Source organism: Streptomyces sp. NPDC003635 (assembly GCF_053587635.1).
In genome coordinates this window covers 60,140-84,470 of the sequence record NZ_JBSFOK010000021.1, presented here as the reverse complement: position 1 = coordinate 84,470, position 24,331 = coordinate 60,140, and the positions used below count along the sequence as shown (strand labels likewise).

Annotated in this window: 20 protein-coding genes and 2 pseudogenes; 10 read left to right on the top strand and 12 right to left on the bottom strand. The window is 69.8% G+C overall.

The genetic code is table 11. The features are described from left to right. Positions 1 to 155 precede the first annotated feature (155 nt). The 5 genes from ACWDRW_RS20980 to ACWDRW_RS20960 all read left to right on the top strand — a co-directional run bounded on the left by ACWDRW_RS20980 (position 156) and on the right by ACWDRW_RS20960 (position 5,839). Entirely contained in the window at positions 156 to 503 is a 348-nt protein-coding gene (locus ACWDRW_RS20980; RefSeq protein ID WP_451725227.1) for an SCO3933 family regulatory protein, read from the top strand. Then, entirely contained in the window at positions 503 to 1,804 is a 1,302-nt protein-coding gene (locus ACWDRW_RS20975) for an FtsK/SpoIIIE domain-containing protein (RefSeq protein ID WP_451725225.1), read from the top strand. Before ACWDRW_RS20980 ends, ACWDRW_RS20975 begins: the two co-directional genes overlap by 1 nt. After that, positions 1,801 to 1,998, top strand: a complete 198-nt coding sequence (locus tag ACWDRW_RS20970; RefSeq protein ID WP_451725224.1) for a hypothetical protein — start codon at positions 1,801 to 1,803, stop codon at positions 1,996 to 1,998. Before ACWDRW_RS20975 ends, ACWDRW_RS20970 begins: the two co-directional genes overlap by 4 nt. Before the next feature lie 294 nt (positions 1,999 to 2,292). Further along, complete coding sequence (locus tag ACWDRW_RS20965; RefSeq protein ID WP_451725283.1) at positions 2,293 to 3,660, top strand: replication initiator; 1,368 nt, start codon at positions 2,293 to 2,295, stop codon at positions 3,658 to 3,660. 211 nt (positions 3,661 to 3,871) lie between these two features. After that, complete coding sequence (locus tag ACWDRW_RS20960) at positions 3,872 to 5,839, top strand: recombinase family protein (RefSeq protein WP_451725223.1); 1,968 nt, start codon at positions 3,872 to 3,874, stop codon at positions 5,837 to 5,839. On the opposite strand, the pseudogene ACWDRW_RS20955 reads toward ACWDRW_RS20960, so the two are convergent. The 12 genes and pseudogenes from ACWDRW_RS20955 to ACWDRW_RS20900 form a co-directional block, all read right to left on the bottom strand. Continuing rightward, positions 5,805 to 5,933, bottom strand: a pseudogene (locus ACWDRW_RS20955) (YccF domain-containing protein); the annotation flags it as partial. The gene ACWDRW_RS20960 and the pseudogene ACWDRW_RS20955 sit on opposite strands and share 35 nt — an antisense overlap. Next, positions 5,930 to 6,793: a zinc metalloprotease HtpX gene (htpX, locus tag ACWDRW_RS20950; RefSeq protein ID WP_451725222.1), complete on the bottom strand. Its 864-nt coding sequence runs from the start codon at positions 6,791 to 6,793 to the stop codon at positions 5,930 to 5,932. The gene htpX and the pseudogene ACWDRW_RS20955, both read right to left, overlap by 4 nt. 199 nt (positions 6,794 to 6,992) lie before the next feature. Continuing rightward, entirely contained in the window at positions 6,993 to 8,516 is a 1,524-nt protein-coding gene (locus ACWDRW_RS20945; RefSeq protein WP_451725221.1) for an NADH-quinone oxidoreductase subunit N, read from the bottom strand. Beyond that, positions 8,513 to 10,087 carry a complex I subunit 4 family protein gene (locus ACWDRW_RS20940; RefSeq protein WP_451725220.1) on the bottom strand — a complete coding sequence of 525 codons (1,575 nt, stop codon included), beginning with the start codon at positions 10,085 to 10,087 and terminating at the stop codon, positions 8,513 to 8,515. Before ACWDRW_RS20940 ends, ACWDRW_RS20945 begins: the two co-directional genes overlap by 4 nt. A 6-nt stretch (positions 10,088 to 10,093) precedes the next feature. Further along, positions 10,094 to 12,088, bottom strand: coding sequence for an NADH-quinone oxidoreductase subunit 5 family protein (locus ACWDRW_RS20935; RefSeq protein WP_451725219.1), 1,995 nt, complete (start codon positions 12,086 to 12,088; stop codon positions 10,094 to 10,096). Then, on the bottom strand, positions 12,085 to 12,465 hold the full coding sequence (gene nuoK, locus ACWDRW_RS20930) for an NADH-quinone oxidoreductase subunit NuoK (protein ID WP_451725217.1): 381 nt from the start codon (positions 12,463 to 12,465) through the stop codon (positions 12,085 to 12,087). Before nuoK ends, ACWDRW_RS20935 begins: the two co-directional genes overlap by 4 nt. Beyond that, positions 12,465 to 13,109 carry an NADH-quinone oxidoreductase subunit J family protein gene (locus ACWDRW_RS20925; RefSeq protein WP_451725216.1) on the bottom strand — a complete coding sequence of 215 codons (645 nt, stop codon included), beginning with the start codon at positions 13,107 to 13,109 and terminating at the stop codon, positions 12,465 to 12,467. Before ACWDRW_RS20925 ends, nuoK begins: the two co-directional genes overlap by 1 nt. After that, positions 13,106 to 13,657 (bottom strand): NuoI/complex I 23 kDa subunit family protein, encoded by a 552-nt coding sequence (locus ACWDRW_RS20920; RefSeq protein ID WP_451725214.1) that lies wholly within the window; start codon positions 13,655 to 13,657, stop codon positions 13,106 to 13,108. Before ACWDRW_RS20920 ends, ACWDRW_RS20925 begins: the two co-directional genes overlap by 4 nt. Continuing rightward, the gene (locus ACWDRW_RS20915; RefSeq protein WP_315886121.1) at positions 13,657 to 14,625 is read right to left on the bottom strand and encodes a complex I subunit 1/NuoH family protein; all 969 of its coding nucleotides are present in this window, start codon (positions 14,623 to 14,625) and stop codon (positions 13,657 to 13,659) included. The genes ACWDRW_RS20920 and ACWDRW_RS20915 overlap by 1 nt, the downstream gene beginning before the upstream one ends. After that, positions 14,622 to 15,881: an NADH-quinone oxidoreductase subunit C gene (locus ACWDRW_RS20910; RefSeq protein ID WP_451725211.1), complete on the bottom strand. Its 1,260-nt coding sequence runs from the start codon at positions 15,879 to 15,881 to the stop codon at positions 14,622 to 14,624. The genes ACWDRW_RS20915 and ACWDRW_RS20910 overlap by 4 nt, the downstream gene beginning before the upstream one ends. Before the next feature lie 269 nt (positions 15,882 to 16,150). Further along, a pseudogene (locus ACWDRW_RS20905) lies at positions 16,151 to 16,822 on the bottom strand (NADH-quinone oxidoreductase subunit B); the annotation flags it as partial. Further along, complete coding sequence (locus ACWDRW_RS20900) at positions 16,813 to 17,232, bottom strand: NADH-quinone oxidoreductase subunit A (RefSeq protein WP_451725209.1); 420 nt, start codon at positions 17,230 to 17,232, stop codon at positions 16,813 to 16,815. The gene ACWDRW_RS20900 and the pseudogene ACWDRW_RS20905, both read right to left, overlap by 10 nt. Positions 17,233 to 17,459: 227 nt before the next feature. Here ACWDRW_RS20900 and ACWDRW_RS20895 point away from each other — a divergent pair, with 227 nt between their 5' ends. From ACWDRW_RS20895 to ACWDRW_RS20875, 5 genes are all read left to right on the top strand, one after another. Beyond that, on the top strand, positions 17,460 to 18,698 hold the full coding sequence (locus ACWDRW_RS20895) for a sensor histidine kinase (RefSeq protein ID WP_451725207.1): 1,239 nt from the start codon (positions 17,460 to 17,462) through the stop codon (positions 18,696 to 18,698). A 112-nt stretch (positions 18,699 to 18,810) separates the two neighbouring features. After that, positions 18,811 to 20,139: a sensor histidine kinase gene (locus ACWDRW_RS20890; protein WP_451725205.1), complete on the top strand. Its 1,329-nt coding sequence runs from the start codon at positions 18,811 to 18,813 to the stop codon at positions 20,137 to 20,139. 238 nt (positions 20,140 to 20,377) lie between these two features. Next, complete coding sequence (locus ACWDRW_RS20885; RefSeq protein WP_451725282.1) at positions 20,378 to 21,037, top strand: LuxR C-terminal-related transcriptional regulator; 660 nt, start codon at positions 20,378 to 20,380, stop codon at positions 21,035 to 21,037. Between the two features lie 280 nt (positions 21,038 to 21,317). After that, a complete protein-coding gene (locus ACWDRW_RS20880) occupies positions 21,318 to 23,246 on the top strand; it encodes a 2-oxoacid:acceptor oxidoreductase subunit alpha (protein WP_451725204.1) in 1,929 nt (642 codons plus the stop codon). Beyond that, complete coding sequence (locus ACWDRW_RS20875) at positions 23,239 to 24,318, top strand: 2-oxoacid:ferredoxin oxidoreductase subunit beta (RefSeq protein WP_451725202.1); 1,080 nt, start codon at positions 23,239 to 23,241, stop codon at positions 24,316 to 24,318. Before ACWDRW_RS20880 ends, ACWDRW_RS20875 begins: the two co-directional genes overlap by 8 nt. The last annotated feature ends 13 nt before the right edge of the window (positions 24,319 to 24,331 follow it).

Below are 24,331 nucleotides of genomic sequence, written 5' to 3'. Positions count from 1 at the left end.
TCCGGGTGAGGTCGTAGGCACGTCGCACGCGCGACATCACTCGTCAGCATAAGTAGTTGCAACGTCGCCGTACAGGACTTCATAGTCGTAACTCGTAAGGACAAGTGACGTCGGCATATGAGTCGGCGTCCTGACTGGCCAGGGAGGCCAACGAAATGCAGTCCATTCCCGTGGACACGGCGCGGCTCGGCGTATTGCGGTGCGCCATCGCGCCCGAAGTGAAGATCAGTAACCACGAGACACAGGAGGTGAAGAAGGACCGCGACGGCAACGCCGTCTACACCGTGGCCGTGACCGTGCGGCAGGACGGGCGGCGGATCTCCGTGATCGAGATCGCCGTGAGCGGTGAACCCAAGGGCATCCAAGAGGGCCAGATCGTCAAGGTCACCGGCCTGACCGCGTTCGCCTGGTCGCTGGGCGACCGGCACGGGCTCAGCTTCCGCGCGGACGCGATCACGCCCGTGCATGGAACGCCCTTACAGGGCAAGGGCGGTGAGTCGTAATGGGTCCGATCCTCCTCGCGCTCGTCCTCGCCGCTCTGGCCTGGGTGCTCGTCGTCGGTGACCTCGTGCGCCGGCACCGTCCTGCCTGGCACTGGTACCTCGTCGGCTACCCCGTCGCCGCGTGCCGGGTGGTGTTCACCTGGCGCAAGGTGGCCATCCTCAACGACCTGTCGGTGTCCCGGCGTCCGCCCCGCGGGCTCCTCGGGGACCTGATGGTCAAGGGTGATCCGCTGCGGCCGGTGGCTCCCCGGATCTCCTTCCCGCGCGCCACGCGGATGGGGCTGACCGTGACGGCGCGCCTGCATGCGGGGCAGACTCCGGCGGCGTACATGCAGGCGGCCGATGCGCTGGTGCACGCGTGGAAGGTCCACGCCGTGCGCGTCACCTCCCCGGAACGCGGGTTGGTGCTGCTGACCGCGACCGCTACCGACCCGTTGGAGCGGCCCGGCTTAGCCACGGCCCCGGCGGAACTCCTCTGCGCGCTGATCGGCGTGCTGGAGTCGGGCGGTGCCTGGGTCATGAACCTGCGCCTGGTGCCGCACTGGCTCATCGCCGGGGCCACCCGCTCAGGCAAGTCCACACTCCTTGCCCGGCTGATCACCCAGCTCTCGACACAGCCCGTCGCCCTGGTCGGCATCGACTGCAAGGGCGGCATGGAACTGGGCCTGTTCGCCGGTCGGCTGAGCGCGCTGGCCACGTGCAGGCGTGAGGCGGTTGCCGTGCTGTCCGCGCTGGTCGTCGACATGCAGGGCCGGATGAGTACGTGCCGGTCGGCAGGGGTGCGCTCGATCTGGGAGCTCCCGGAGAAGCTGCGGCCGGTGCCGGTCGTCGTGATCGTCGACGAGATCGCGGAGCTGTATCTGTCCGACGGTACGAGGGAGGGCAAGGCGGAGGCCGAGCAGTGCTCCACGCTCCTACTCCGCCTCGCGCAGCTCGGGGCCGCGCTCGGGCTGCACCTGGTGGTGGCCGGACAGCGGGTCGGCTCCGACCTCGGCCCCGGCGTCACCGCACTACGCGCCCAGCTCGGCGGCCGGATCTGCCACCGCATCAACGACCCTGCCACCGCCGAAATGACCCTCGGCGACCTCAACAAGGACGCCGTGGCCGTCGCCCAGTCGATCACCGCGCAGGAACGGGGCGTGGCCGTATGCACTGGCCCGGACGGCGGCTGGAGCCGTGCCCGCTCCCACCTCACCCCCACCGAGGAAGCGGTGTCTACGGCGCGGAAATACGCCGCGATGGCACCCGACCTGCCCGCCATTGACCGCGCCCTCGCGGTGCTGGAAGGAGACGTCAAGTGATCAGCACCGGCAGCGCGGTCTCACTGGTCGTGATCTTCGGGATCATCACCGCCCTCCTCGTCCGCTCCCACAGCGTCCGCGCCTGGGAAGCCATCTGCATCGCCCTGTTCGGCATATACCTGGGCCAGACCCCGGCCAGCCTCACGGTCGACGGCTTCGTGACCTGGTTCCTCACCGGCTTCAGCAACTTCTGACCAGGAAGGGCCACCACTCATGCCCATGCCTCGCGTGAGGTGCCCGCACTGCAAGGGAGACGGGGCCCGCAGGACCTGGACCGGACGGCGTCGGCGCTGCCGCGTCTGCCGGGGCACCGGCACCATCCGCTGAACCCACCCCGCCCGACCACACAACGGAGTGATCCACATGGCCAACAGCGCACCACCCACTACTCACCCCGCCGCTTCGGCGGCCCACCCCGGAAGGGCACCACCATCACCCCGGAGTTCACCCCGGCTGACAGGCGCGCCGTTCTCGACCGCGCGGCGCGCCTGCGGCAACTTCCCGAAGCAGACCGCGATGCGATACGCCTCGCCCAGGACCCTCAGTTCCCGCGCTGGCTGGAGCAGATCACCGCCACAGGCGGCTGCTCCCACCCCATCCACCTCTCTGGCTCCACCACCACCCTGGACGGCACAACCGGCGAGATCCTCCACCACTACGACACCCGCACCGAACCCGGCGAACGCCTCCTCGTCCGCTGCCGCAACCGACGCGCCACCATCTGCCCGCCCTGCTCCCGCCTCCACGCCGGAGACACCTACCACCTCGTCCGCGCAGGCCTGATCGGCGGCAAGAACGTCCCGACGTCGGTACGCAACCGGCCCCGCCTCTTCGTCACCCTCACCGCCCCCTCGTTCGGCCCGGTCCACCGCGCCGGGGACGTGTGCCATCCCCGCCGCGACGGCGGCACCTGCGAGCACGGCCGCCCCCTCGGCTGCGGCACCGTCCACGCACCCGACGCTCCGGCCGTCGGCCAACCACTCTGCCCCGACTGCTACGACTACACCGCCCACGTGCTCTGGCACGCCCACGCCTCCAAGCTCTGGGACCGGTTCGTCATCGACGTACGGCGCCGCCTCGCCACCTCCGCCGGACTCGTACAATCCCACTTCGCCCAGCACGCCCGGCTCTCCTTCGCCCGCGTTGCCGAGTATCAGAAGCGGGCGGCCGTCCACGTGCACGCCGTAGTCCGTCTCGACGGCCCGGCAGGGTCTGGCGACGAACCCCCGCCCTGGGCCACCACTGACAGGCTCACCAACGCCGTACGAGTCTCCGCCAGCCGGGTCCTCGTCCGCACCCCGTACACCCCCGCCGTGGGGGAACTCGACCTCCGTTGGGGTGCACAGCTCGACGCCCGGCCCCTGCTCGCCAATGGCGACGGCCCCGACGATGACGCCGTAGCCGCGTATGTCGCTAAGTACGTCACCAAGGGAGCAAGTGAGGCGGGCGCCGGCACTGACTACCCGCTCACCAACTGGTCAGACATCGAGTCGGCGACCGCCAGCGAACACGTCCGCGCCCTGATACGCACCTGCTGGCGCCTTGGCGGCATCCCCGCATACGCGCCCCTCCGCCTACGCGCCTGGGCCCACACCCTGGGCTACCGCGGCCACATACTCACCAAATCCCGGGCCTACTCAACTACGTACGCAGCACTCCGCGCCGAACGCGCTGACCACATGGGGCATTCCGAAACGCCTGACGCGCTCGCTGAGAGGGACTGGCGCTACATCGGCTCCGGCCACACCCCCGGCGCCGCACTCATCGCGGCCGGAATCGCCGATGACCTGACATTGAACCGCGAGATGAGTCGAGAGGCATTAGCTCACCCGGATGGAGGTGGGCGTAGTGGCTGACACCAAGGTCATCTGGACGTCCGACAAAACGCTCTCCCCCGCCGAACGTCTGCTTCTTCTGCGGATCCTGTTCGGTCCCCAGGCGCGACTCCGACGGTTCGCCGATTCACCCGACGAGGTGTCATATCGGGGGGCTACCTTGGAGGTTAAGACCAACGCCCCGGCAGCGGCTGGCACCGCCCCGGGGCTGGCCGACTGATTGGGAGTCGACGTGTCCAATGAAAGCACAGCCCTGCCCTCAGCCATCGAGACTGCTGCTCAGGTAGTCGGCACAAGCACACTGCGTGCAGTCGACTACCTACGCGTCTCGACCGAGGAACAGAAGAAGGGCTACGGCGTAGCCCGACAGAGCCGCAAGACCACTCGGCACATCGCGCTCAAGAAATGGGCGCACGTCGGTACCTACAAGGACGAGGGGGTCTCAGGCTCCCTGGAAGCTGCTGATCGTGGCGACCTGAAGCGCCTCATGAATGATGCTCAGCAGACTCCGCGCCCCTTCGACATCGTGGTCGTGCCGGACGGCCGTGTGATCGGCCGTAAGGGCCGCGCCTTCTGGCGTTGGGTCTGGGCCCTCGAAGACATCGGGGTATTCGTCGCCGTCGTGGCAGATGACTACGACAACACCACGACCGAGGGGCGCAAGAAGATGCGCCGCGATGCCGACTACGCCGAGACCGAGTGGGAGACGATCCGGGACCGCACTCAGGGCCGGTTACAGGAGAAGGCAGAGCTGACGCCATCCGCGCACATCGGCGGCCGCCCTCCCTACGGCTACCGCATCGCCAACAAGGGGACGCCGGGCTCGTACTTGGTGATCGACGAGGACGAAGCCAAGGTCATCCGGCACGTGTACGACCTGGTCGTGGGCGAGGGTCTCAACCTGCGTAAGGCCACGATCCACCTCAACGCCGAGGGGATTACGGCACGTTCAGGCAAGGCCTGGACTCGTGACAATCTCCGTGACCGTGTGATGTCGACGCCCGTCCTCGATGCTGTGCTCGTCTTTCGTGGCAAGCACGCGAAGCTCGGCGAGAACGGCAACCCTATCTGGGGCGATTCCATCAGGATCGGCCTTCCTCGGATTCTGACCGAGGAGCAGAGCACTGAGCTACGGCGCAAGGTCGCTGAGACCGCGAAGCACAGCAGTGGGCAACGTTCGTTCTATCCGCTGAGTGGCCGGGTTGTGAGTCTCTGCGGCAAGAAGTACTCCGGAATCAGCTTCGCATCGGAACGGGAATGCGCCCGGTTCTACCGGTGCGCCGGTAACACGCCCAGGAACCCTGGCCAGAAGTCTTGCGGCTGCTCCCGCATCGATGCTGACGCGCTTGAGAAGCACGTCTGGACACACGTCACCGAGATCGCAAGCGACAGCGAGAAGCTTCAGGTGCTGGCTGCCGAGTGGATCGGCATGGCGGAAGGAGACACCACCGCCCTCGTTGATCGGATCGCTGACCTTGACCAGCAGATCGAGGGAATGAACTCCTCGATCGCCGCCGTCATCGTGGCCACTGCCAAGCAAAGCAAGTCGGCAGACGCCATCGAGACGGCCACAGCTCTCCTGAACGACGAACTCCAACAGCTTCAAAACCTGCGCGACCAGGCCGCTGAATGGCTGGCAGAAATGCAGGAGTCTGACCAGCGCGCCCGTGATCTCATCGCGCTGGCGGCCATGGCGAAGAAGTCGTTCCCGGACATGCCCCCGGAGCAGCAAGCCGCCATCTTGTCCATGCTGGAACTGAAGGTCACGATCACCGGCCCTGTGCCCGACGATCGACGCGGAGGGGTTCCGTGCACCGTGCGAGCCTGGTACGCCGCTGCTGGTCTCGGCGTCCCCGCTGGCGTGCTCTCCGACGAGGAGTGGGCCAGGGTCGCTCCCCTACTGCCCAAGGGGCGCAAGGGCACCGTCCGCAGGTCTGTGGACGCCATCTTCTACAAGGCTCGCACTGGAAAGTCGTGGCCCGAGGTCATCAGCGAGACTGGCGCCACGATCCAAGCCTCGAAACACTTCAATGCGTGGTCGTCCGACGACACCTGGAGCCGCGTGAACGCTGCCCTGGAGGGCGTGGAACAGGTGCCCCTGCCGAAGCTTCAACTACTGCCCTCGATGGTCATCGAAGGGCGAGTCGACCCGAGCGCGATGCTGAACGCAGAAGGACGACCCCGAACGGGATGCCGATGATGGTGATGCAGAGCAGCACGCCCGCGACCAGGTAGGCGAGGAACAGCCAGAAGCCGCTGAGGACGAGCCAGATGACGTTCAGGATTGTCTTCACTGGTGGGGACCTGCCATCTTCTCGAGCCGTGCGATCCGCTCGGCCATCGGCGGGTGTGTGGAGAACATCTTCGACAGCCCCTGTCCCGGACGGAAAGGGTTCGCGATCATCATGTGGCTCGCCGTCTCGATACGGGGCTCAGGGGGCAGCGGCAGCTGCTTGGTGCCCGTCTCCAGCTTGCGCAGGGCGCTGGCGAGGGCCAGCGGGTCACCGGTGAGCTGGGCCCCGGAGGCATCCGCCTCGTACTCCCTGGAACGGCTGATGGCGAGCTGGATGAGGCTGGCGGCGAGCGGGCCCAGGATCATGATCAGCAGCATGCCGAGGATGCCGGGACCGTCGTCGTCGTCCGAGCGGCCGATCGGGATCAGCCAGGCGAAGTTGACCAGGAACATGATCACGGAGGCGAGGGCGCCGGCGACCGACGAGATCAATATGTCCCGGTTGTAGACATGACTGAGCTCGTGGCCGATGACGCCCCGCAGTTCGCGCTCGTCCAGCAGACGCAGGATGCCCTCGGTGCAGCACACCGCGGCGTTGCGCGGGTTGCGGCCGGTCGCGAAGGCGTTCGGGGCCTCCGTCGGCGAGATGTACAGGCGCGGCATGGGCTGACGGGCCTGGGTGGAGAGCTCGCGGACCATGCGGTACAGCGCCGGGGCCTCGAACTCGCTGACCGGCCGGGCACGCATCGCGCGGAGGGCGAGTTTGTCGCTGTTCCAGTACGCGTACGCGTTCGTCCCCAGCGCGATCACGAGGGCGACGATGAGCCCCATGCGGCCGAAGAAGCTGCCGATGACGATGATGAGCGCCGACAGCCCCCCGAGGAGAACTGCGGTCCTGAGCCCGTTGTGCCGGCGGTGCACGGTACGCCCTCCAAGTGGTGCGGCAGGGGAACCCTTTGCTGGTCGATCTCCTGTGCCACTGGTGTCGTGGTGACACGTCCAGTGGACCCTCCCGTACTGGTCAACGCCAGGCGAGGGTCTGGGGTTCCCTGGTGCGCGCGGCCCCGTGCGTGGGCCGGACGAGTGACGCGGCCGGCGCCTCGGACGAGGACCCGCCGCCTCAGAAGAGGCCGGTGTCGGCGAAGCGCAGGACCAGCTGGGGTGCTCCGGACAGGGCGACGCCGAGGACGGCGGTGACGGCGATGGCCGCGGTGACGGGGGCGGGGCCGATGTGCCGGACGGGCTCGCCCTCGGGGGCGCGGAACAGCAGGGCCGTCCACTGGAGGTAGTAGAAGAGCGCGATCACCACGTTGACCGCCATGACCACGGCCAGCCAGCCCAGGCCCGCGTCGACGGCCGCCGAGAAGACGGTGACCTTCGCGAACAGGCCGATGATGCCCGGCGGCAGTCCGGCGAGGCAGAGCAGGAAGAAGGCCAGGACCAGGGCGGAGAGGGGGTTCTTCGCGTACAGGCCCCGGTAGTCGCTGAGCCGGTTCAGGGAGTGCGTACGGCCCACCAGGGCGGCCACGGCGAACGCGCCGAGGTTCACGGCGCCGTACATGAGGGCGTACGCGAGCGTGGAGCCGATGGAGCGCTCGGCGTCGTCGGAGTACGCGGCGGCGGCGATCGGTACGAGGAGGTAGCCGGCCTGGCCGACCGAGGACCAGGCGAGCAGGCGTACCGCGCTGTACGCGCGCGTGGCCTGCTGGCGCAGGGCGCCGACGTTGCCGATGGTCATGGTGAGGGCGGCCAATGCGGCGAGGGCGGGGCCCCAGACGTCGGCGTACGACGGGAGGGCGATGACCGTGACCAGGATCAGGCCGGAGAAGCCGACGGCCTTGCCGACGACCGACAGGTACGCGGCCACGGGAAGCGGGGCTCCCACATAGGTGTCCGGAACCCAGAAGTGGAACGGGACGGCGGCCGTCTTGAAGGCGAAGCCGACGAGGGTGAGGACGACGCCGGTCTGGGCGAGGGTGTCGAACTGGCCGTCGACGTTCTGGATCCGGTCGGCGATCTGGGTGAGGTAGAGGGTGCCGGTGGAGGCGTAGACGAAGCTGATGCCCATCAGGCTGACCGCGGTCGCCGTGACCGAGGACAGGAAGAACTTCAGGGCGGCCTCGGAGGACTTGCGGTCGCCGTGCCGCAGCCCGACGAGGGCGAAGGCGGGCAGCGAGGCGACCTCCAGGGCGACGATGAGCGTCGCGAGGTCGCGGGAGGCGGGCAGGAGGGCGGCGCCAGCGGCGGAGGAGAGCAGCAGGAACCAGAACTCCCCTTCGGGGAGCCTCTTGTTGTCGTCCTTGAGGGCGGTGACCGACAGCAGGGCGGCCAGGAGCGCTCCGCCGAGGACGAGGAGCTGGAGGACGAGCGTGAAGCGGTCCGCGGTGTAGCTGCACGTGTCGGGGGCGCCGGTCAGGCAGAAGGTGGACCGGTCGCCGTCCAGGAGCGGCAGCAGCATGGCCGTGGAGGCGGCGAGGCCGGCGACCGACGTCCAGCCGAGCAGCGCCTTCCTGTCCTCCCCGACGAAGAGGTCGGCGACGAGGACCACGAGTCCGACGACCGCCGCGATGGTGGGCGGCGCGATAGCGAGCCAGTCGACGTCCTGGACGACGGACGCGGCCAGCGGCTGGGCCAGGGAGCTCATCGGGTGCCTCCTGCGAGAAGCTGCTGCACGGCCGGGTCGGTCAGGCCGAGGAGGGTCTTCGGCCAGAGTCCGGCGACGACGGTGAGGGCGACGAGCGGGGTCCAGGCCGCAAATTCGTACATCTGTACGTCGGCGAGCTTCGGCGCCTGCTGCGGTACGGCGCCCATGCAGACCCGGCGGACCACGATCAGCAGGTAGGCGGCGGTGAGCAGGGTGCCGAACGCGCCGATCGTCATGAAGGTGAGGAACGCCGGGCGGCTCAGCCCCTCGGCGGGGTCGAACGCGCCGAACAGGGCGAGCATCTCGCCCCAGAACCCGGCGAGGCCGGGCAGCCCGAGCGAGGCGACCGCGGCGAAGGCGAGCAGGCCGCCGAGGCGCGGGGCCTTGCCGTAGAGGGCGGCGCCGGTCTGCTCGGCCAGGGCGTCGAGGTCGGTCGTGCCCGTGCGGTCCTTCAGGGCGCCGACCAGGAAGAAGAGCAGGCCGGTGATGAGACCGTGGGCGATGTTGGCGAACAGGGCGCCGTTCACGCCGGTCGGGGTCATCGTCGCGATGCCGAGCAGGACGAAGCCCATGTGGCCGACGGAGGAGTAGGCGATGAGGCGCTTGAGGTCGCCCTTCGCGCCCTGCTTGGCGAGGGCCAGGCATGCCAGGGATCCGTAGATGATCCCGACCACGGCGAATGCCGCGAGATAGGGCGCGAAGTCGGCGAAGCCGTCGGGGGTGATCGGGAGAAGAATCCGGACGAACCCGTATGTACCCATCTTCAGCAGGACACCGGCCAGCAGCACCGAACCGACGGTCGGGGCGGCGGTGTGGGCGTCGGGCAGCCAGCTGTGCAGCGGCCACATCGGGGTCTTGACCGCGAGCCCGAGACCGATCGCCAGAACGGCGATGACCTGCACGGACGCGGTCAGCGACCGGCCGTTGTCAGTGGCGAGTGCCACCATGTCGAATGTGCCCGCCTCGATCCCGATCAGGAGCAGGCCGAGCAGCATGACGACCGAACCGAGCAGCGTGTAGAGGATGAACTTCCAGGCGGCCTGGGTCCGCCCCTCGCCGCCCCAGCGGGCGATGAGGAAGTACATCGGGATCAGGACCATCTCGAAGGCGAGGAAGAACAGCAGCAGGTCGAGGACGGCGAAGGTGGCGAGGGTGCCGGACTCCAGGACGAGCAGCAGGGCGACGAACGCCTTCGGGGTCGGGCCCGCGGGCATCTTGAAGTACGAGTAGAGCGCGCACAGGAAGGTCAGCAGCGCCGTCAGGACCAGAAGGGGGAGGGAGATGCCGTCGATGCCGAGATGGATACGCACATCGAGTGCGGGGATCCAGCTGATGTCGGTCGTGGCCTGCATCTTCGACGGCTGGTCGTGGTCGAAGCCGAGCGCGAGGACGATCGCGGCCACCAGGATCACGCCGGTGACCGTCACGCCGTGCCGCAGCACCGCCTGCTCGGGCGACTTCCCCTTCAGCCCGGGCGGGGCCGGCAGAAGCGCGGCGGCCGCGCCGAGGAGCGGGCCGACGACGACCAACGCCAGAAGAACCTGCATCACGGACTCGTTGATATCGATCACGCCTGCTCACGCTCCCGTGGCGACGAGGACGGCGGCGACCGCCAGGACGACGGTTCCGGCGAGCAGCGCGCTCACATAGGTCTGCACATTGCCGGTCTGGGCACGCCGTACGGCGATGCCGAGCCAGCGGGGCAGCGCGCCCGCGCCACGTACGTAGGTGTCGACGACCTCGCGGTCGAGGAACCGGACGAGACTCGCGCCGGCCTGGACCGGGCGGACGAAGAGGGCCGCGTACACGGCGTCCAGGTGGAAGCCGACGGCCGCGTGGCGGTGCAGCGGACCGAGCAGGAGGCGGCCCGGGTCCGCCGGGTCGGGTGCCGACGCCACGTCTCCGTAGGCGGGCGCGTGACTCGCGATGGCCTCGGCCTCCACCAGTCCGGCGTCGCCCTCGGGATGGGCCGCGACCGCACCCAGCGGGACACGGGCCGCGAGGGCGGTGGTGTGGCGCCAGGCCGCGTAGGTGACGATGCCGCCGACCAGGGCCACGCCGGTGCCGAGGACCGAGGTGGTCAGGGTCGGGGCGAGGTCGTGGCCGTCGAACCAGTCGGGCAGCGTGCCGTAGGCGAACCCGCCGAAGGCGAGCGAGGGCACGGCCAGCACCCACAGCACCACGGTCATGGTGAGGGGCTGCCGTCCGTGGTCCGGGGCCTCGGCTCCGCGTCCGCGGAAGGCCAGCAGCCACAGGCGGGTCGCGTAGGCCGCGGTGAGCAGCGCCGTGAACAGGGCGGCGACGAGGACGACCCAGCCCGCTGCGCCGGGAGCGTGCTCGGTGTGGCCGGTGGAGACGTGCTCGGCGGCACCGAGGACGGACTCCTTGGAGAAGAAGCCGCTGAAGGGCGGGATCGCGGCGAGCGCGAGGAGCGCCACGCTCATCGTCCAGTAGGCGTCGGGGACCCGGGCGCGCAGGTTCTTCATCCGGGACATGGCGGCCAGCGAATTGGTGCCCGCGGCGTGAATGATGACGCCGGCCGCGAGGAACAGCAGCGCCTTGAAGGCGCCGTGCGACAGGAGGTGGAAGACGGCGGCACCGCGGTCGGCCACGGCGAGAGCGCCGGTCATGTAGCCGAGCTGGCCGATCGTCGAGTAGGCGAGGACCCGCTTGATGTCGTCCTGGGCCAGGGCGGCGAGACCGGATCCGACCATCGTGACCGCGGCCATCACGGCGAGGACGACCATCGCGGCCTGGGAGGCCTCGAAGACCGGAAGGAGACGGGCGACGAAGTAGACACCGGCGGCGACCATCGTCGCGGCGTGGATCAGCGCGGAGACGGGGGTCGGGCCCGCCATCGCGTCGGGGAGCCAGGTGTGCAGCGGGAACTGCGCCGACTTGCCGGCCACGCCCGCGAGGAGCAGCAGGGCGATCAGCGTGGGGTGGTCGAGGCCGCCGCTCGCGACGGTGCCGAGGATCTTCGTGATGCTGAAGGACCCGGCGTCCGTGGCCAGGGCGAACAGACCGATCAGGAAGGGGACGTCACCGAGCTTGGTCACCAGGAAGGCCTTGAGGGAGGCGGCGCGGGCCTCGGGGGTCTCCCAGTAGTGGCCGACCAGGAAGTACGAGCAGATGCCCATGATCTCCCAGCCCACCAGCAGCACCATCAGGTCGCCGGAGTAGACGACGAGCAGCATGGCGGAGGTGAACAGGGACACGAGCGCGGCGTACGACGCGTAGCGCGGGTCGTCGCGCAGATAGCCCGTGGAGTAGATCTGCACGCAGGAGGCGACGAGGCCGACCAGTACGGCCACGAGGGCGGCGAAGCCGTCGATGTACAGGGCGAGTTCGATCGGGACCGAGCCGGTGGGGGTGAGCTCGGTGGCGGCGTTCACCGCCTCGTGGCCGCCCTGGTCGACGGCCACCAGTACGGCGAGGACCAGGGAGGTGAGCGTCGGCAGGACGGCCAGCGGGCGGACGTAGCCGGGTGCCGTCCGGCCCAGGAGCAGTCCGGCGGCCGCGCCGAGGAACGGAAGGAGGGGGACGAGGACGGCGAGGGTGGTCGTGGTCACGCGGTGGCCTCAGCCTTCTCCTCGGCGGATGCCTGGACGTCCAGGGCCTCGCTCTCGTGGCCCTCGGCGGTGTCGCGGAGCTTGTCGATGTCCGAGGTGCCGCGGTTGCGGTGGACGGCGAGGACGATCGCCAGACCGATGCCGATCTCGGCGGCTGCGATGGCGATGGTGAACAGGGTGAGGGCCTGGCCGGAGTGCAGGGTCTCCTCCGCGGCCCGGCTGAGCCAGACGTCGAAGGCGACCAGGTTGAGGTTGACGGCGTTGAGCATCAGCTCGACCGACATCAGGACCAGGATCGCGTTGCGGCGGGCGAGGACGCCGTAGAGGCCCGTGCAGAACAGGAGGGCGGAGAGCACGGCGGGATAGGCGAGGTGCATCAGCGGGCGCCTTCCTTGTCGGCCTTGGCGGCTCCCCCGCCGTCCGTCCCGGCGGTTCCGCCGCCGGTCGGGGCGGCGGTTCCCCCGCCGGCCGCGGGCGTCGTGTCGGCCTTCGCCTTGCGGGACAGGACGATCGCGCCGACCAGGGCGGCGAGGAGGAGGACGGAGAGGGCCTCGAAGGGGAGGACCCAGTTCTGGAAGAGGGCCTTGCCGGTGACGTCGGTGGAGCCGGCCGGGGCGCCGTCGAGGTCGATCCAGGTGGTGCGGAAGGCGTCGACGACCACCCAGATCAGGGCGGCCGCGGCGGCGACGGCCACCGCCAGGGCGACCCAGCGGTTGCCGGAGTCGGCATCCGGGGAGCGGCCGATCGGGGCCCGCGTGAGCATCAGGCCGAACAGGAGGAGGACGACGACGGAACCGACGTAGATGAGGACCTGCACCCAGGCGATGAACTCGGCGGTGAGCAGGAGGTACTCGACGGCGAGGCCGCCGAGGGCGACCACCAGCCACAGGGCGGCGTGCACCAGCTGGCGGGTGGTGACGGTGATCAGGGCCGCGCCGAGGGTGACCAGGCCGACGAGGAGGAAGGTGATCTCGACGCCGGTCGGGGAGAGGAAGCCATGGCTGTCCGCGGCGAACGTCACGACTCTCCCTCCTCGGGCTCGGCCTGGGCGGCGGCGAGCTTCTCCGCCGTCTTGCGGGCCGCGGCGAGCTCCTTGGGCTCCTCCGCGCCGGGGTCGAGGGCGGGCGGCTCGGGGACCGTCCACATCCACTCGCGGAGCTTGTCCCGCTCGTGGGTGAGTTCCCGGATGTCGGTCTCGGCGTACTCGAACTCCGGGGACCAGAACAGGGCGTCGAAAGGACAGACCTCGATGCAGATACCGCAGTACATGCACAGGGAGAAGTCGATGGCGAAGCGGTCGAGGACGTTGCGGCTGCGCTCACGGCCACCGGGGGCCGCCGCCGGGACGGTCTCCTTGTGGGAGTCGATGTAGATGCACCAGTCGGGGCACTCACGGGCGCACAGCATGCAGACCGTGCAGTTCTCCTCGAACAGGCCGATCACACCGCGGGTGCGGGGCGGGAGGTGGGGCTGGGCGTCCGGGTACTGCGCGGTGACGGACTTCCTCGTCATCGTGCGAAGGGTGACGGCCAGGCCCTTGGCGAGGCCGGAGCCGGGGATGGGGGCCATTACTCGATCACCACCTTGACGATGCCGGTGAGGGCGATCTGGGCGAGGGCGAGGGGGACGAGGAGCGTCCACGAGAGCTTCTGGAGCTGGTCCTCGCGCAACCGGGGATAGGTCACGCGCAGCCAGATCACGACGAAGGCGAGCAGGGCGGTCTTGAGCAGCGTCCAGACCCAGCCGAGGCCGTCGGCGCCCCAGGGGCCGTGCCAGCCGCCCAGGAAGAGCACGGTGGTCAGGCCGCACAGGACGACGATTCCGGCGTACTCGGCGAGGAGGAAGAGTGCGAAACGCAGGCCCGTGTACTCGGTGTACGCGCCGAAGATGATCTCCGAGTCGGCGACCGGCATGTCGAAGGGTGGGCGCTGCAGTTCGGCGAGCCCGGCCACGAAGAACACGATTGCGCCGACGATCTGCCAGGGCAGCCACCACCACTCGAAGGCGTCGAGGATGCCGGGCAGGGAGACCGTGCCGGCCGCCATCGCGACGGAGGCGGCGGCGAGGAGCATCGGGAGTTCGTAGGCCAGGAGCTGGGCGGCGGTGCGCAGGCCGCCGAGCAGGGAGAACTTGTTGGCGGAGGCCCAGCCGGCCATGAGCGCGCCGAGGACGCCGACGCCCATGACGGCCAGGACGAAGAAGACGCCCGCGTCGATGACCTCGCCGACGGCACCCTCACCGGGGCCGATCGGGATGGCGAGGAGTACGAGGAGGTACGGGAGCAGGGCCACGGCGGGGGCGAGCTGGAAGATACGGCGGTCCGCGCCGGCCGGGACCACGTCCTCCTTCTGCGCGAACTTCACCCCGTCGGCGACGAGCTGGGCCCAGCCGTGGAAGCCGCCCGCGTACATGGGGCCGAGGCGGCCCTGCATGTGGGCCATCACCTTGTGCTCGGTCTGACCGATCAGCAGGGGGAACGTGAGGAAGACGACGAAGACGACGAGGAGTCGCAGGGTGACGTCGAGCGCGTCGTTCACTGCGGGCCTCCTGGGGGGTTCGGACGGTCTTCGGCGGGGTCTTCGTTCGGGGCTTCGGCGGGGGCGGGGGGCTTGGGCGCCTGCTCCTGCTCCGGCTCCGTTTCTTGCTCGGGCTCCTGCTTCCGCTCCGGCTCCGTCTCTTGCTCGGGCTCCTGCTTCCGCTCCGGCTGCGCCTCCTGCTTTCGCTCCGCCTCCGGCTCCTGCCGGGGCTCCTGCGTCGGCTCCTTCGAAGTTGGTTCCTCGAAGGCCGGACGGGCGTGGTGCCAGGGGGCGTCCGTGCTGCGGGGCGTCCTGGGCGCCGTGGGCGGGGTGCCCTCGGGCGCCGTGGGCTCGGTGCGCTGGGAGGCGGAGCCCTCGCTCACGCTGCGGGAGCGGCGCGGGGCGGCAGCGGCTCCCGTACCGGTGCCGGTGCCGGTGCCGCTCGCAGCCGCCGTACCCGCCTGCTGACTCGCGGAGCCCTCGCTCGCACTGCGCGCACGGCGGGGCGGAGCCGCCGCGGGGGCGCCCTCCGCCGGAGGCGTCGCCGCGTCTGCCGCCCCGGCCGCCGGCGCCGCGGCCTGGCTCGCCGAGCCCTCCGAAACGGACCGGCTCCGGCGTGCGGGACGTTCCCCCGCCGCCGCGGCACGGGCCGGACGCTCCCCCGCCGCTCGGCCCGCACCCCGCGCCGGACGTGCCGGGGCAGCGGGGAGCTGGCCCTTGAGCGGGCCCCACTCGTTGGGGTCGGGGACGCCGGGCGGAAGCATCTGGCGGCGCTTGGGGCCACCGTGTTCGGACTCGCCCGGTTCCTTCGCGCCCGGCCAGGCCTTGGCGACGCGGGCGGCCAGGACGAAGTCCTTGCGCAGGGGGTGGCCCTCGAAGGTCTCCGGGAGCAGGAGGTGGTCCAGCGCCGGGTGGCCTTCGAAGGAGACTCCGAACATCTCGTGCGTCTCGCGTTCGTGCCAGGCCGCGCCCGCGTAGACCGTGATCGCGGACTCCAGCACGGGAGCCTCGTGCGGGACCGTCGTGCGCAGCAGCAGGCGGCGCACCGGGGCCAGGGCGGCCACGTGGGCGGCGACGCGGAAGCCCGTGCCCGGTTCGTCGACCGCGCTCAGCCAGTCGAAGTACGTGCAGCCCAACTCGTCGCGTGCCGTGCGCAGCGCCGAGGTCCAGGAGGTGGGCGGGACGTCGACGGTGAGGACCTCGTAGGACTCCTCGCCGGTGGCCTCGGAACCGAAGAGCTCCTCGACGGGTGCGGGCAGCCAGCCGACCGTGCTCATCGCTCCTCCCCCGAGTCGGAAGCCGAACGGGAATCCGCCGCCGACCGGGAACTCCCGCCCGCGGCCGATCCGTTCACCGATGGAGAGCCCGCCGAAGAGCCGGAACCCGACTCGGACTCCGCACCCGATGCGGACTGCGGACCCGACCCGGACCGCGGATCGGCGGCGGCCTGCGAACCCGACTCGCCAGAACCCGATCCAGAATCCCCCGCCGACCGGGAACTCGACCCCCCAGCCGATCCGTTGAGCGAGTCAGAAGCCGTCACCGGACCCGAACCAGGGACAGAAGAATCAGGGGAACCCGAACCAGCTCCACCCCCCGCCCCGTTCGCCGCAGCAGCCGACCCCGGCCCGGACCCGACGTCCGGCCCCTTGACCAACCCACTCTGCAAAGCCGCGGCAGAAGGACGGGCCACCCCGTACCGCTCCCCCAGCGATTCCCGGGCGATCTTCTCCTGGAGTTTCAGGATGCCCTGGAGCAGCGCCTCCGGGCGGGGCGGACAGCCCGGTACGTAGACGTCCACCGGGATGATCTGGTCGACACCCTTGGTCACCGAGTACGAGTCCCAGTAGGGACCGCCGCAGTTGGAGCACGCCCCGAAGGAGATGACGTACTTCGGCTCGGGCATCTGCTCGTACAGCCGCTTCACGGCGGGAGCCATCTTGTCGGTGACCGTGCCGGAGACGACCATCAGGTCGGCCTGGCGCGGGCCCGGTGCGAAAGGGATCACCCCGAGGCGGATGAAGTCGTGGCGGGCCATGGACGCCGCGATGAACTCGATCGCGCAGCAGGCGAGGCCGAAGTTGAAGACCCAGAGCGAGTAGCGGCGGCCCCAGTTCAGGACCACCTTCATCGGCTCGGGCGCGAGGCGGGCGAGCGCGCCCAGCCGCTTCGGCTCCGGCAGCAGCACGGGCTCGGAAGGGGAGGGAGTCACGTCCATTCCAGGACGCCCTTCTTGTAGGCGTACAGCAGACCGACGGCCAGGAAGCCGAGGAAGATGAACATCTCGACGAGGGTGGTGGCACCGTAGCCGGGGGCGGCGAAGACCGTCGCCCAGGGGAACAGGAAGATCGAGTCCACAGCGAAGATCACGTAAAGGAAGGCATAGACGTAATACCGGACCTGGGTGTGCGCCCAGCCCTCGCCGACGGGGTCGACGCCGCACTCGTACGTCAGAAGTTTCTCGGGCGTCGGGACCACGGGCCGCAGCAGGCGCCCGGCCCCGAAGGCGACCGCGACGAACAGCACGCCGACCACGGCGAGCAGTCCGACGACCGAGTAGGACTGGAAGTAATCCGCCGAGACGACGACACCCTTGTCCGCCGCGACGACGACGGTCGTTTCCGGCACGTCCGTCCCTCGCTCCCTGACCTCACTGAACACAGCCGTTCGACATGAAATTCGACATCTAGTTCGACGATGCAGATCGACGATCTATACGCACGGGAGTCTAGGCCCTGCTAAAGCGAGCGTAAGCGGCCTGTCATGGCTTGTGGGGCGCAGGTGGGGTTTTCCCCAGGGGAGCGCGGCGGTCCGCCTCATGGCGCGAGCGCCGCTCGACCGGCACGCTAGCCCATATGACCGAACGCCATCCGTCCCCCCAGCGCGCCCCGAGGGCCGACCGAGTCGGCCGAGCCGACCGCAGCGACCGGAGCGACTGGAATGAGCCGCTGCCGCCGGCTCGTTTCGCCTACGACCGGCACACCTGGAAGGAGATCGCGCACCTTCTGGCGAACCTTCCGATGTCGTTGTTCGGCTTCGTCTACGTGGTGACGATGCTGTTCGTGGGAGCCGGGCTGACGGTCACCGTGGTCGGCTTCCCGATGCTGGCGGCCGGGCTGATGGGTGCGAGGCAGCTGGGCAAGCTGGAGCGGAAGCGGGCGCGGGCGCTGCTCGGGGTGCGGGTGGACGAGCCGAGCCCGTTGCGGCTGCGCGGGGGGCGGAACGGCTTCTTCGCGCAACTGTGGCAGCTGCTGAAGGACCCGGTGGGCTGGCGGACGGTGCTGTACGACTTCATCCGGCTGCCGTGGGGCATCCTCACCTTCACCATCACGCTGACCTCGCTGTTCGTGCTGTGGCCGGTGCTGCCGTTCATCGCGCGGGGCCTGGCCAACGCGGACCGGGCGATGGTGCGCGGGCTGCTGTCGCCCTCGGACGAGCTGGAGCGTCGTATCGCCGAACTGGAGTCCGACCGGGGGGTGGTGGTCGACACGGCCGCCGCCGATCTGCGGCGGATCGAGCGGGATCTGCACGACGGCGCGCAGGCGCGGCTGGTGAATCTCGCGATGGGGCTCGGCCTGGCGAAGGAGAAGCTCCTGGAGGATCCCGACTACGCCGCCGCGATGGTCGAGGAGGCGCACGGCGAGGTGAAGCTCGCGCTTCAGGAGCTGCGGGACCTGGCCCGCGGGATCCATCCGGCCGTCCTGACCGACCGCGGCCTCGACGCGGCGCTGTCGTCGGTCGCCTCGCGGTGCACGGTGCCGGTGAAGGTGACGGTGGATCTGGGTTCGCGGCCGGCCGCGGCCATCGAGGGGATCGCCTACTTCACGGTCTCGGAGCTGCTGCAGAACATCAGCAAGCACAGCGGGGCGCGGTCGGCGTCCGTGGAGGTGTGGCGGGCGGAGGACCGGCTGCTGCTGCAGGTGTGGGACGACGGTCGCGGGGGTGCGCGGCTGGACGGCGGTACGGGGATGCGAGGGCTGGCCGACCGGCTCGGCGCCGTGGACGGACTGTTCGTGATCGACTCCCCGCAGGGCGGCCCGACCACGGTGACGGCGGAACTGCCGTGGCGCGACCGGGTCCCGGAGCAGGGGTAGGGAAAACCCCCCGTTCAAGACGCCGACGGACTCCATGGCTCGCGGACCTGCGGCGGAGGAGGGTGGAGGTACGGCACACACCCAGAGGCACGAGCAGAAACGGACGACGCCGATGGCCATGGAGTACGGGCAGGGATACGGACTCGACGTCCCGGAGAGGCACCGGCTGCCGGCCGGGCTGCGGGCACCGTTCGAGGCGCGGCACTGGCGGGAGCTGGGCTATGTCCTGCTGAGCCTGCCGATCAGCGTCCTGTTCTTCACCTACGCGATCACCATGGTGTCGCTCGGCTTCGGACTGCTGGTCACCTTCCTCGGCATCCCGGTGCTGGCGGCGGGCCTGGCCGGCTGCCGCGGTCTCGGGGCGATGGAGCGGGCCCGAGCGCGGGGGCTACTGGACCTCGAGGTCGCGGAGCCGGAGCCGCTGCGGATGCGCAGGCAGGGGTTCCTGGCGTGGATGGGCGCCGTGCTGAAGAGCGGCACCTCCTGGCGCTCACTGCTGTACGCGGTGCTCCAGTTGCCGTGGGCGACCTTCTCCTTCGTCGTCGCGGTGAACTTCTGGGCCATCGGCTGGAGCCTGCTGACCTACCCGCTGTGGTTCTGGCTCTTCCCGCTGTACGGCGGCCAGGGCGGTATCCAGCTCTACGGCGACGAGACGCACCAGGTCTACCTCGACAACGCGTTCGAGATCACCGTGACCGCGCTGGTGGGACTGCTCTTCACGCTGGCGACGCCGTGGATCGTGCGGGCGCTGACGATGGTGGACCGGCTGATGGTGCACGGGCTGCTCGGCCCGTCGCGGCTGGCCACGCGCGTGGTGGAGCTGGAGTCGGACCGCGGCATCGTGGTCGACACCGCCGCCGCCGATCTGCGCCGCATCGAGCGCGACCTGCACGACGGCGCGCAGGCCCGTCTGGTGGCGCTGGCCATGGATCTGGGCCTGGCGAAGGAGAAGCTGGCGGAGGATCCGCAGGCCGCGGCGCGCATGGTGGACGAGGCGCACGGCGAGGTGAAGACGGCCCTGCAGGAGCTGCGCGACCTGGCCCGCGGGATCCATCCGGCCGTGCTGACCGACCGCGGTCTGGACGCCGCGCTCTCCTCGGTCGCCTCGCGCTGCACGGTCCCGGTCGAGGTGCAGGTCGACCTGACCGCGCGGCCGGTCCCGGCGATCGAGGGCATCGCCTACTTCACCGTCTCGGAACTGCTGCAGAACATCAGCAAGCACGCGCGGGCCACCTGGGCGGGCGTGGACGTCTGGCGGGTGGAGAACCGGCTGATGCTCCAGGTCGTCGACAACGGCGTCGGCGGCGCCGACACCACCGCCGGGTCGGGCCTGGCCGGGCTCGCCGAACGCCTGGACGCCGTGGACGGGATCCTGGTCGTGGACTCGCCGGTGGGTGGTCCGACGCGGATCACGGCGGAGCTTCCCTGGCGTGCCGTGTAGGGACCCGCGCGACCGCTTTTCAGGTCCGCCTCCTCTGCCGGAGGCGGACCTCGCACGTGCGGCGCGGCCGGAATCCGCCCCCCTGCCCGCCCGCGCAGCCCCCGCGGCGGGCCAGGTTATCCACAGGCCCGGTGCGAACCGGCCGATCGCGCGATACTGAGGAGCCGTGGGACCGGGCCGGAAGACAGCCGGCCGGACGCAACACAGGCTCGGGGGGCCGGAAGTCGTGGAGGACAGGGTGCGGGTGGTCATCGCCGAGGATTCAGTGCTGCTCAGGGAGGGCCTGACCCGGTTGCTGACCGACCGCGGGCACGAGGTCGTCGCCGGCGTGGGCGACGGAGAAGCACTGATCAAGACCATCACGGAGCTCGACGCGCAGGGCACGCTGCCGGACGTCGTGGTCGCGGACGTACGGATGCCGCCGACCCATACCGACGAGGGTGTGCGGGCCGCCGTACAGCTGCGCAAGGCGCATCCGGGACTCGGTGTGCTGGTGCTGTCACAGTATGTGGAGGAGCGCTACGCCACCGAACTGCTGGCCGGTTCCAGTCGCGGGGTCGGGTACCTGCTGAAGGACCGGGTGGCGGAAGTGCGGGAGTTCGTGGACGCGGTGGTGCGGGTGGCCGAGGGGGGCACGGCCCTGGACCCGGAGGTGGTCGCGCAGCTGCTCGGGCGCAGCCGTAAGCAGGACGTGCTGGCGGGGCTCACCCCGCGGGAGCGGGAGGTCCTGGGGCTGATGGCCGAGGGGCGGACCAACTCCGCCATCGCCCGGCAGCTCGTGGTGAGCGACGGGGCCGTGGAGAAGCACGTCAGCAACATCTTCCTGAAGCTGGGGCTGTCCCAGAGTGACGGGGATCACCGGCGCGTTCTCGCGGTCCTGACCTACCTGAACTCCTGACGAACTGACACTGTGTCAGCCAAGCCCGGGCGCGGCGACGCCGGCCTGAAGAAACACAGAGGGGGGACTCAGAACCACACAGCGAGCGGGGAGCGTCTTCGGAGGAAGCGCCCGGGGGGCGGGAAAATCATGACAAGTCAGGGTGGCGAAGCGTCTCAAAACCGTGTCCATCATGCGAATGGCCCGGGGAAGGCGACCTTTGCGGACGTAGGGTTGATCCTGTGGGAGGGCCTGCGGGAAGGCCGCTCCCCGACAGCCGCCTCGAAGGAGGTCCAGTTCAGTGACCAGCCAGGTCAGTAGCCCAGCGGAGCAGGCCGACGAAGCACTAGTGGGAGAGCAGCGCAAACCGGCGACGGCGAAAGACGTACGCCGGCTGGACCGGGTGATCATCCGGTTCGCGGGGGACTCGGGTGACGGTATGCAGCTCACCGGTGACCGCTTCACCTCGGAAACGGCGTCCTTCGGCAACGACCTGTCGACGCTGCCGAACTTCCCTGCCGAGATCCGCGCCCCCGCCGGGACCCTCCCCGGTGTCTCCTCCTTCCAGCTGCACTTCGCCGACCACGACATCCTGACGCCGGGCGACGCGCCGAACGTGCTGGTCGCGATGAATCCGGCGGCGCTGAAGGCGAATGTGCAGGACCTTCCGCGCGGCGCGGAGATCATCGTCAACACGGACGAGTTCACCAAACGGGCCATGCAGAAGGTGGGCTACGACTCCTCGCCGCTGGAGGACGGCTCACTGGACGGCTACCACCTGCATCCGGTGCCGCTGACGACACTGACAGTGGAAGCCCTCAAAGAGTTCGATCTGTCCCGCAAAGAGGCCGAGCGCAGCAAGAACATGTTCGCGCTCGGCCTCTTGTCGTGGATGTACCACCGGCCGACGGAGGGCACGGAGAAGTTCCTGACGTCGAAGTTCGCGAAGAAGCCGCAGATCGCGGCGGCGAACATCGCCGCCTTCCGGGCCGGCTGGAACTTCGGCGAGACGACGGAGGACTTCGCGGTCTCCTACGAGGTCGCGCCGGCCGCCAGGGCCTTCCCCGTCGGCACCTACCGGAACATCTCCGGGAACCTGGCCCTGTCCTACGGTCTGGTGGCGGCGGGCAGGCAGGCGGACCTGCCGCTGTTCCTGGGCTCCTACCCGATCACGCCGGCCTCCGACATCCTGCACGAGCTGAGCAAGCACAAGAACTTCGGCGTGCGGACCTTCCAGGCGGAGGACGAGATCGCCGGGATCGGGGCGGCGCTCGGGGCGGCGTTCGGCGGCTCGCTCGCGGTGACGACGACCTCGGGTCCGGGTGTGGCGCTGAAGTCGGAGACCATCGGTCTCGCCGTCTCGCTGGAACTGCCGCTGCTGGTGGTGGACATCCAGCGCGGCGGGCCGTCGACCGGTCTGCCGACCAAGACCGAGCAGGCGGACCTGCTGCAGGCGATGTTCGGCAGGAACGGCGAGGCGCCGGTGCCGGTCATCGCGCCGAGGACGCCGGCCGACTGCTTCGACGCGGCGCTGGAGGCGGCGCGGATCGCGCTGACGTACCGCACTCCGGTGTTCCTGCTCTCCGACGGCTACCTGGCCAACGGCAGCGAGCCGTGGCGGATCCCGGAGCTGGACGAACTCCCGGATCTGCGGGTGCAGTTCGCGCAGGGCCCGAACCACACCCTGGAGGACGGCTCGGAGGTCTTCTGGCCGTACAAGCGCGATCCGCAGACCCTCGCCCGGCCGTGGGCCGTACCCGGCACCCCCGGACTCGAGCACCGCATCGGCGGGATCGAGAAGGAGGACGGCACCGGCAACATCTCCTACGCCCCCGCCAACCACGACTTCATGGTCCGCACCCGGCAGGCGAAGATCGACGGTATCGACGTGCCGGAGCTGGAGGTCGACGATCCGGACGGCGCCACGACACTGGTCCTGGGCTGGGGTTCGACCTACGGCCCGATCACCGCGGCCGTGCGCCGGCTCCGCACCGCCGGACAGCAGATCGCACAGGCGCACCTGCGGCACCTCAACCCCTTCCCGCGCAACCTCGGTGACGTCCTGAAGCGGTACGACCGTGTTGTCGTCCCCGAGATGAACCTCGGTCAGCTCGCCACGCTGATCCGGGCGAAGTACCTGGTGGACGCCCACTCGTACAACCAGGTCAACGGCATGCCGTTCAAGGCCGAACAGCTCGCCACGGCTCTCAAGGAGGCCATCGATGCCTGAGACGTCCAGGGAAGGCACGGGCACGATCGAGGCGCTCTCGCTCGTTCCCAAGGCCGAGGCCAGGCAATCCATGAAGGACTTCAAGTCCGATCAGGAGGTGCGCTGGTGCCCCGGGTGCGGTGACTACGCGATCCTGGCCGCGGTGCAGGGCTTCATGCCCGAGCTGGGGCTGGCGCGGGAGAACATCGTGTTCGTCTCGGGCATCGGCTGCTCCTCGCGGTTCCCGTACTACATGAACACGTACGGGATGCACTCGATCCACGGCCGTGCCCCGGCGATCGCCACGGGCCTGGCCGCCAGCAGGCGTGACCTGTCCGTCTGGGTGGTGACCGGCGACGGCGACGCGCTGTCGATCGGCGGCAACCACCTGATCCACGCCCTGCGTCGCAATGTGAACCTCAAGATCCTGCTGTTCAACAACCGGATCTACGGCCTGACGAAGGGTCAGTACAGCCCTACGAGCGAGGTCGGGAAGATCACCAAGTCGACGCCGATGGGTTCGCTGGACGCGCCCTTCAACCCGGTGTCGCTGGCGATCGGCGCGGAGGCGTCCTTCGTGGCGCGGACGGTGGACTCCGACCGCAAGCACCTCACCGAGGTGCTGCGCCAGGCGGCCGCCCACCCCGGGACCGCGCTGGTGGAGATCTACCAGAACTGCAACATCTTCAACGACGGCGCCTTCGAGGTGCTGAAGGACAAGCAGCAGGCGGAGGAGGCGGTGATCCGGCTGGAGCACGGGCAGCCGATCCGCTTCGGCACGGACGGGACGCGGGGCGTGGTCCGCGACCGGGTGACGGGAGACCTGAAGGTCGTCGCGGTGACCCCGGAGAACGAGGCCGAGATCGTCGTCCACGACGCCCACGCGGCGTCCCCCACCACGGCCTTCGCCCTCTCCCGCCTGGCCGACCCCGACACGCTCCACCACACCCCGATCGGCGTCTTCCGCAGCGTCGAACGCCCGGTCTACGACACCCAGATGTCCGAGCAACTGGACACCGCGATCGAACAGCACGGCAAGGGCGACCTGGCCGCACTACTGGCGGGCGGCGACACCTGGACGGTCGTCGGCTGACGGCGACGTAACT

Coding starts and splice junctions, on each gene's coding strand:
- ACWDRW_RS20910 (WP_451725211.1), bottom strand. CDS start 15,881: ATGAGCACGGTCGGCTGGCTGCCCGCACCCGTCGAGGAGCTCTTCGGT.
- ACWDRW_RS20895 (WP_451725207.1), top strand. CDS start 17,460: ATGACCGAACGCCATCCGTCCCCCCAGCGCGCCCCGAGGGCCGACCGA.
- ACWDRW_RS20890 (WP_451725205.1), top strand. CDS start 18,811: ATGGCCATGGAGTACGGGCAGGGATACGGACTCGACGTCCCGGAGAGG.
- ACWDRW_RS20975 (WP_451725225.1), top strand. CDS start 503: ATGGGTCCGATCCTCCTCGCGCTCGTCCTCGCCGCTCTGGCCTGGGTG.
- ACWDRW_RS20980 (WP_451725227.1), top strand. CDS start 156: ATGCAGTCCATTCCCGTGGACACGGCGCGGCTCGGCGTATTGCGGTGC.
- ACWDRW_RS20945 (WP_451725221.1), bottom strand. CDS start 8,516: ATGAGCTCCCTGGCCCAGCCGCTGGCCGCGTCCGTCGTCCAGGACGTC.
- ACWDRW_RS20920 (WP_451725214.1), bottom strand. CDS start 13,657: ATGGCCCCCATCCCCGGCTCCGGCCTCGCCAAGGGCCTGGCCGTCACC.
- nuoK (WP_451725217.1), bottom strand. CDS start 12,465: ATGCACCTCGCCTATCCCGCCGTGCTCTCCGCCCTCCTGTTCTGCACG.
- ACWDRW_RS20875 (WP_451725202.1), top strand. CDS start 23,239: ATGCCTGAGACGTCCAGGGAAGGCACGGGCACGATCGAGGCGCTCTCG.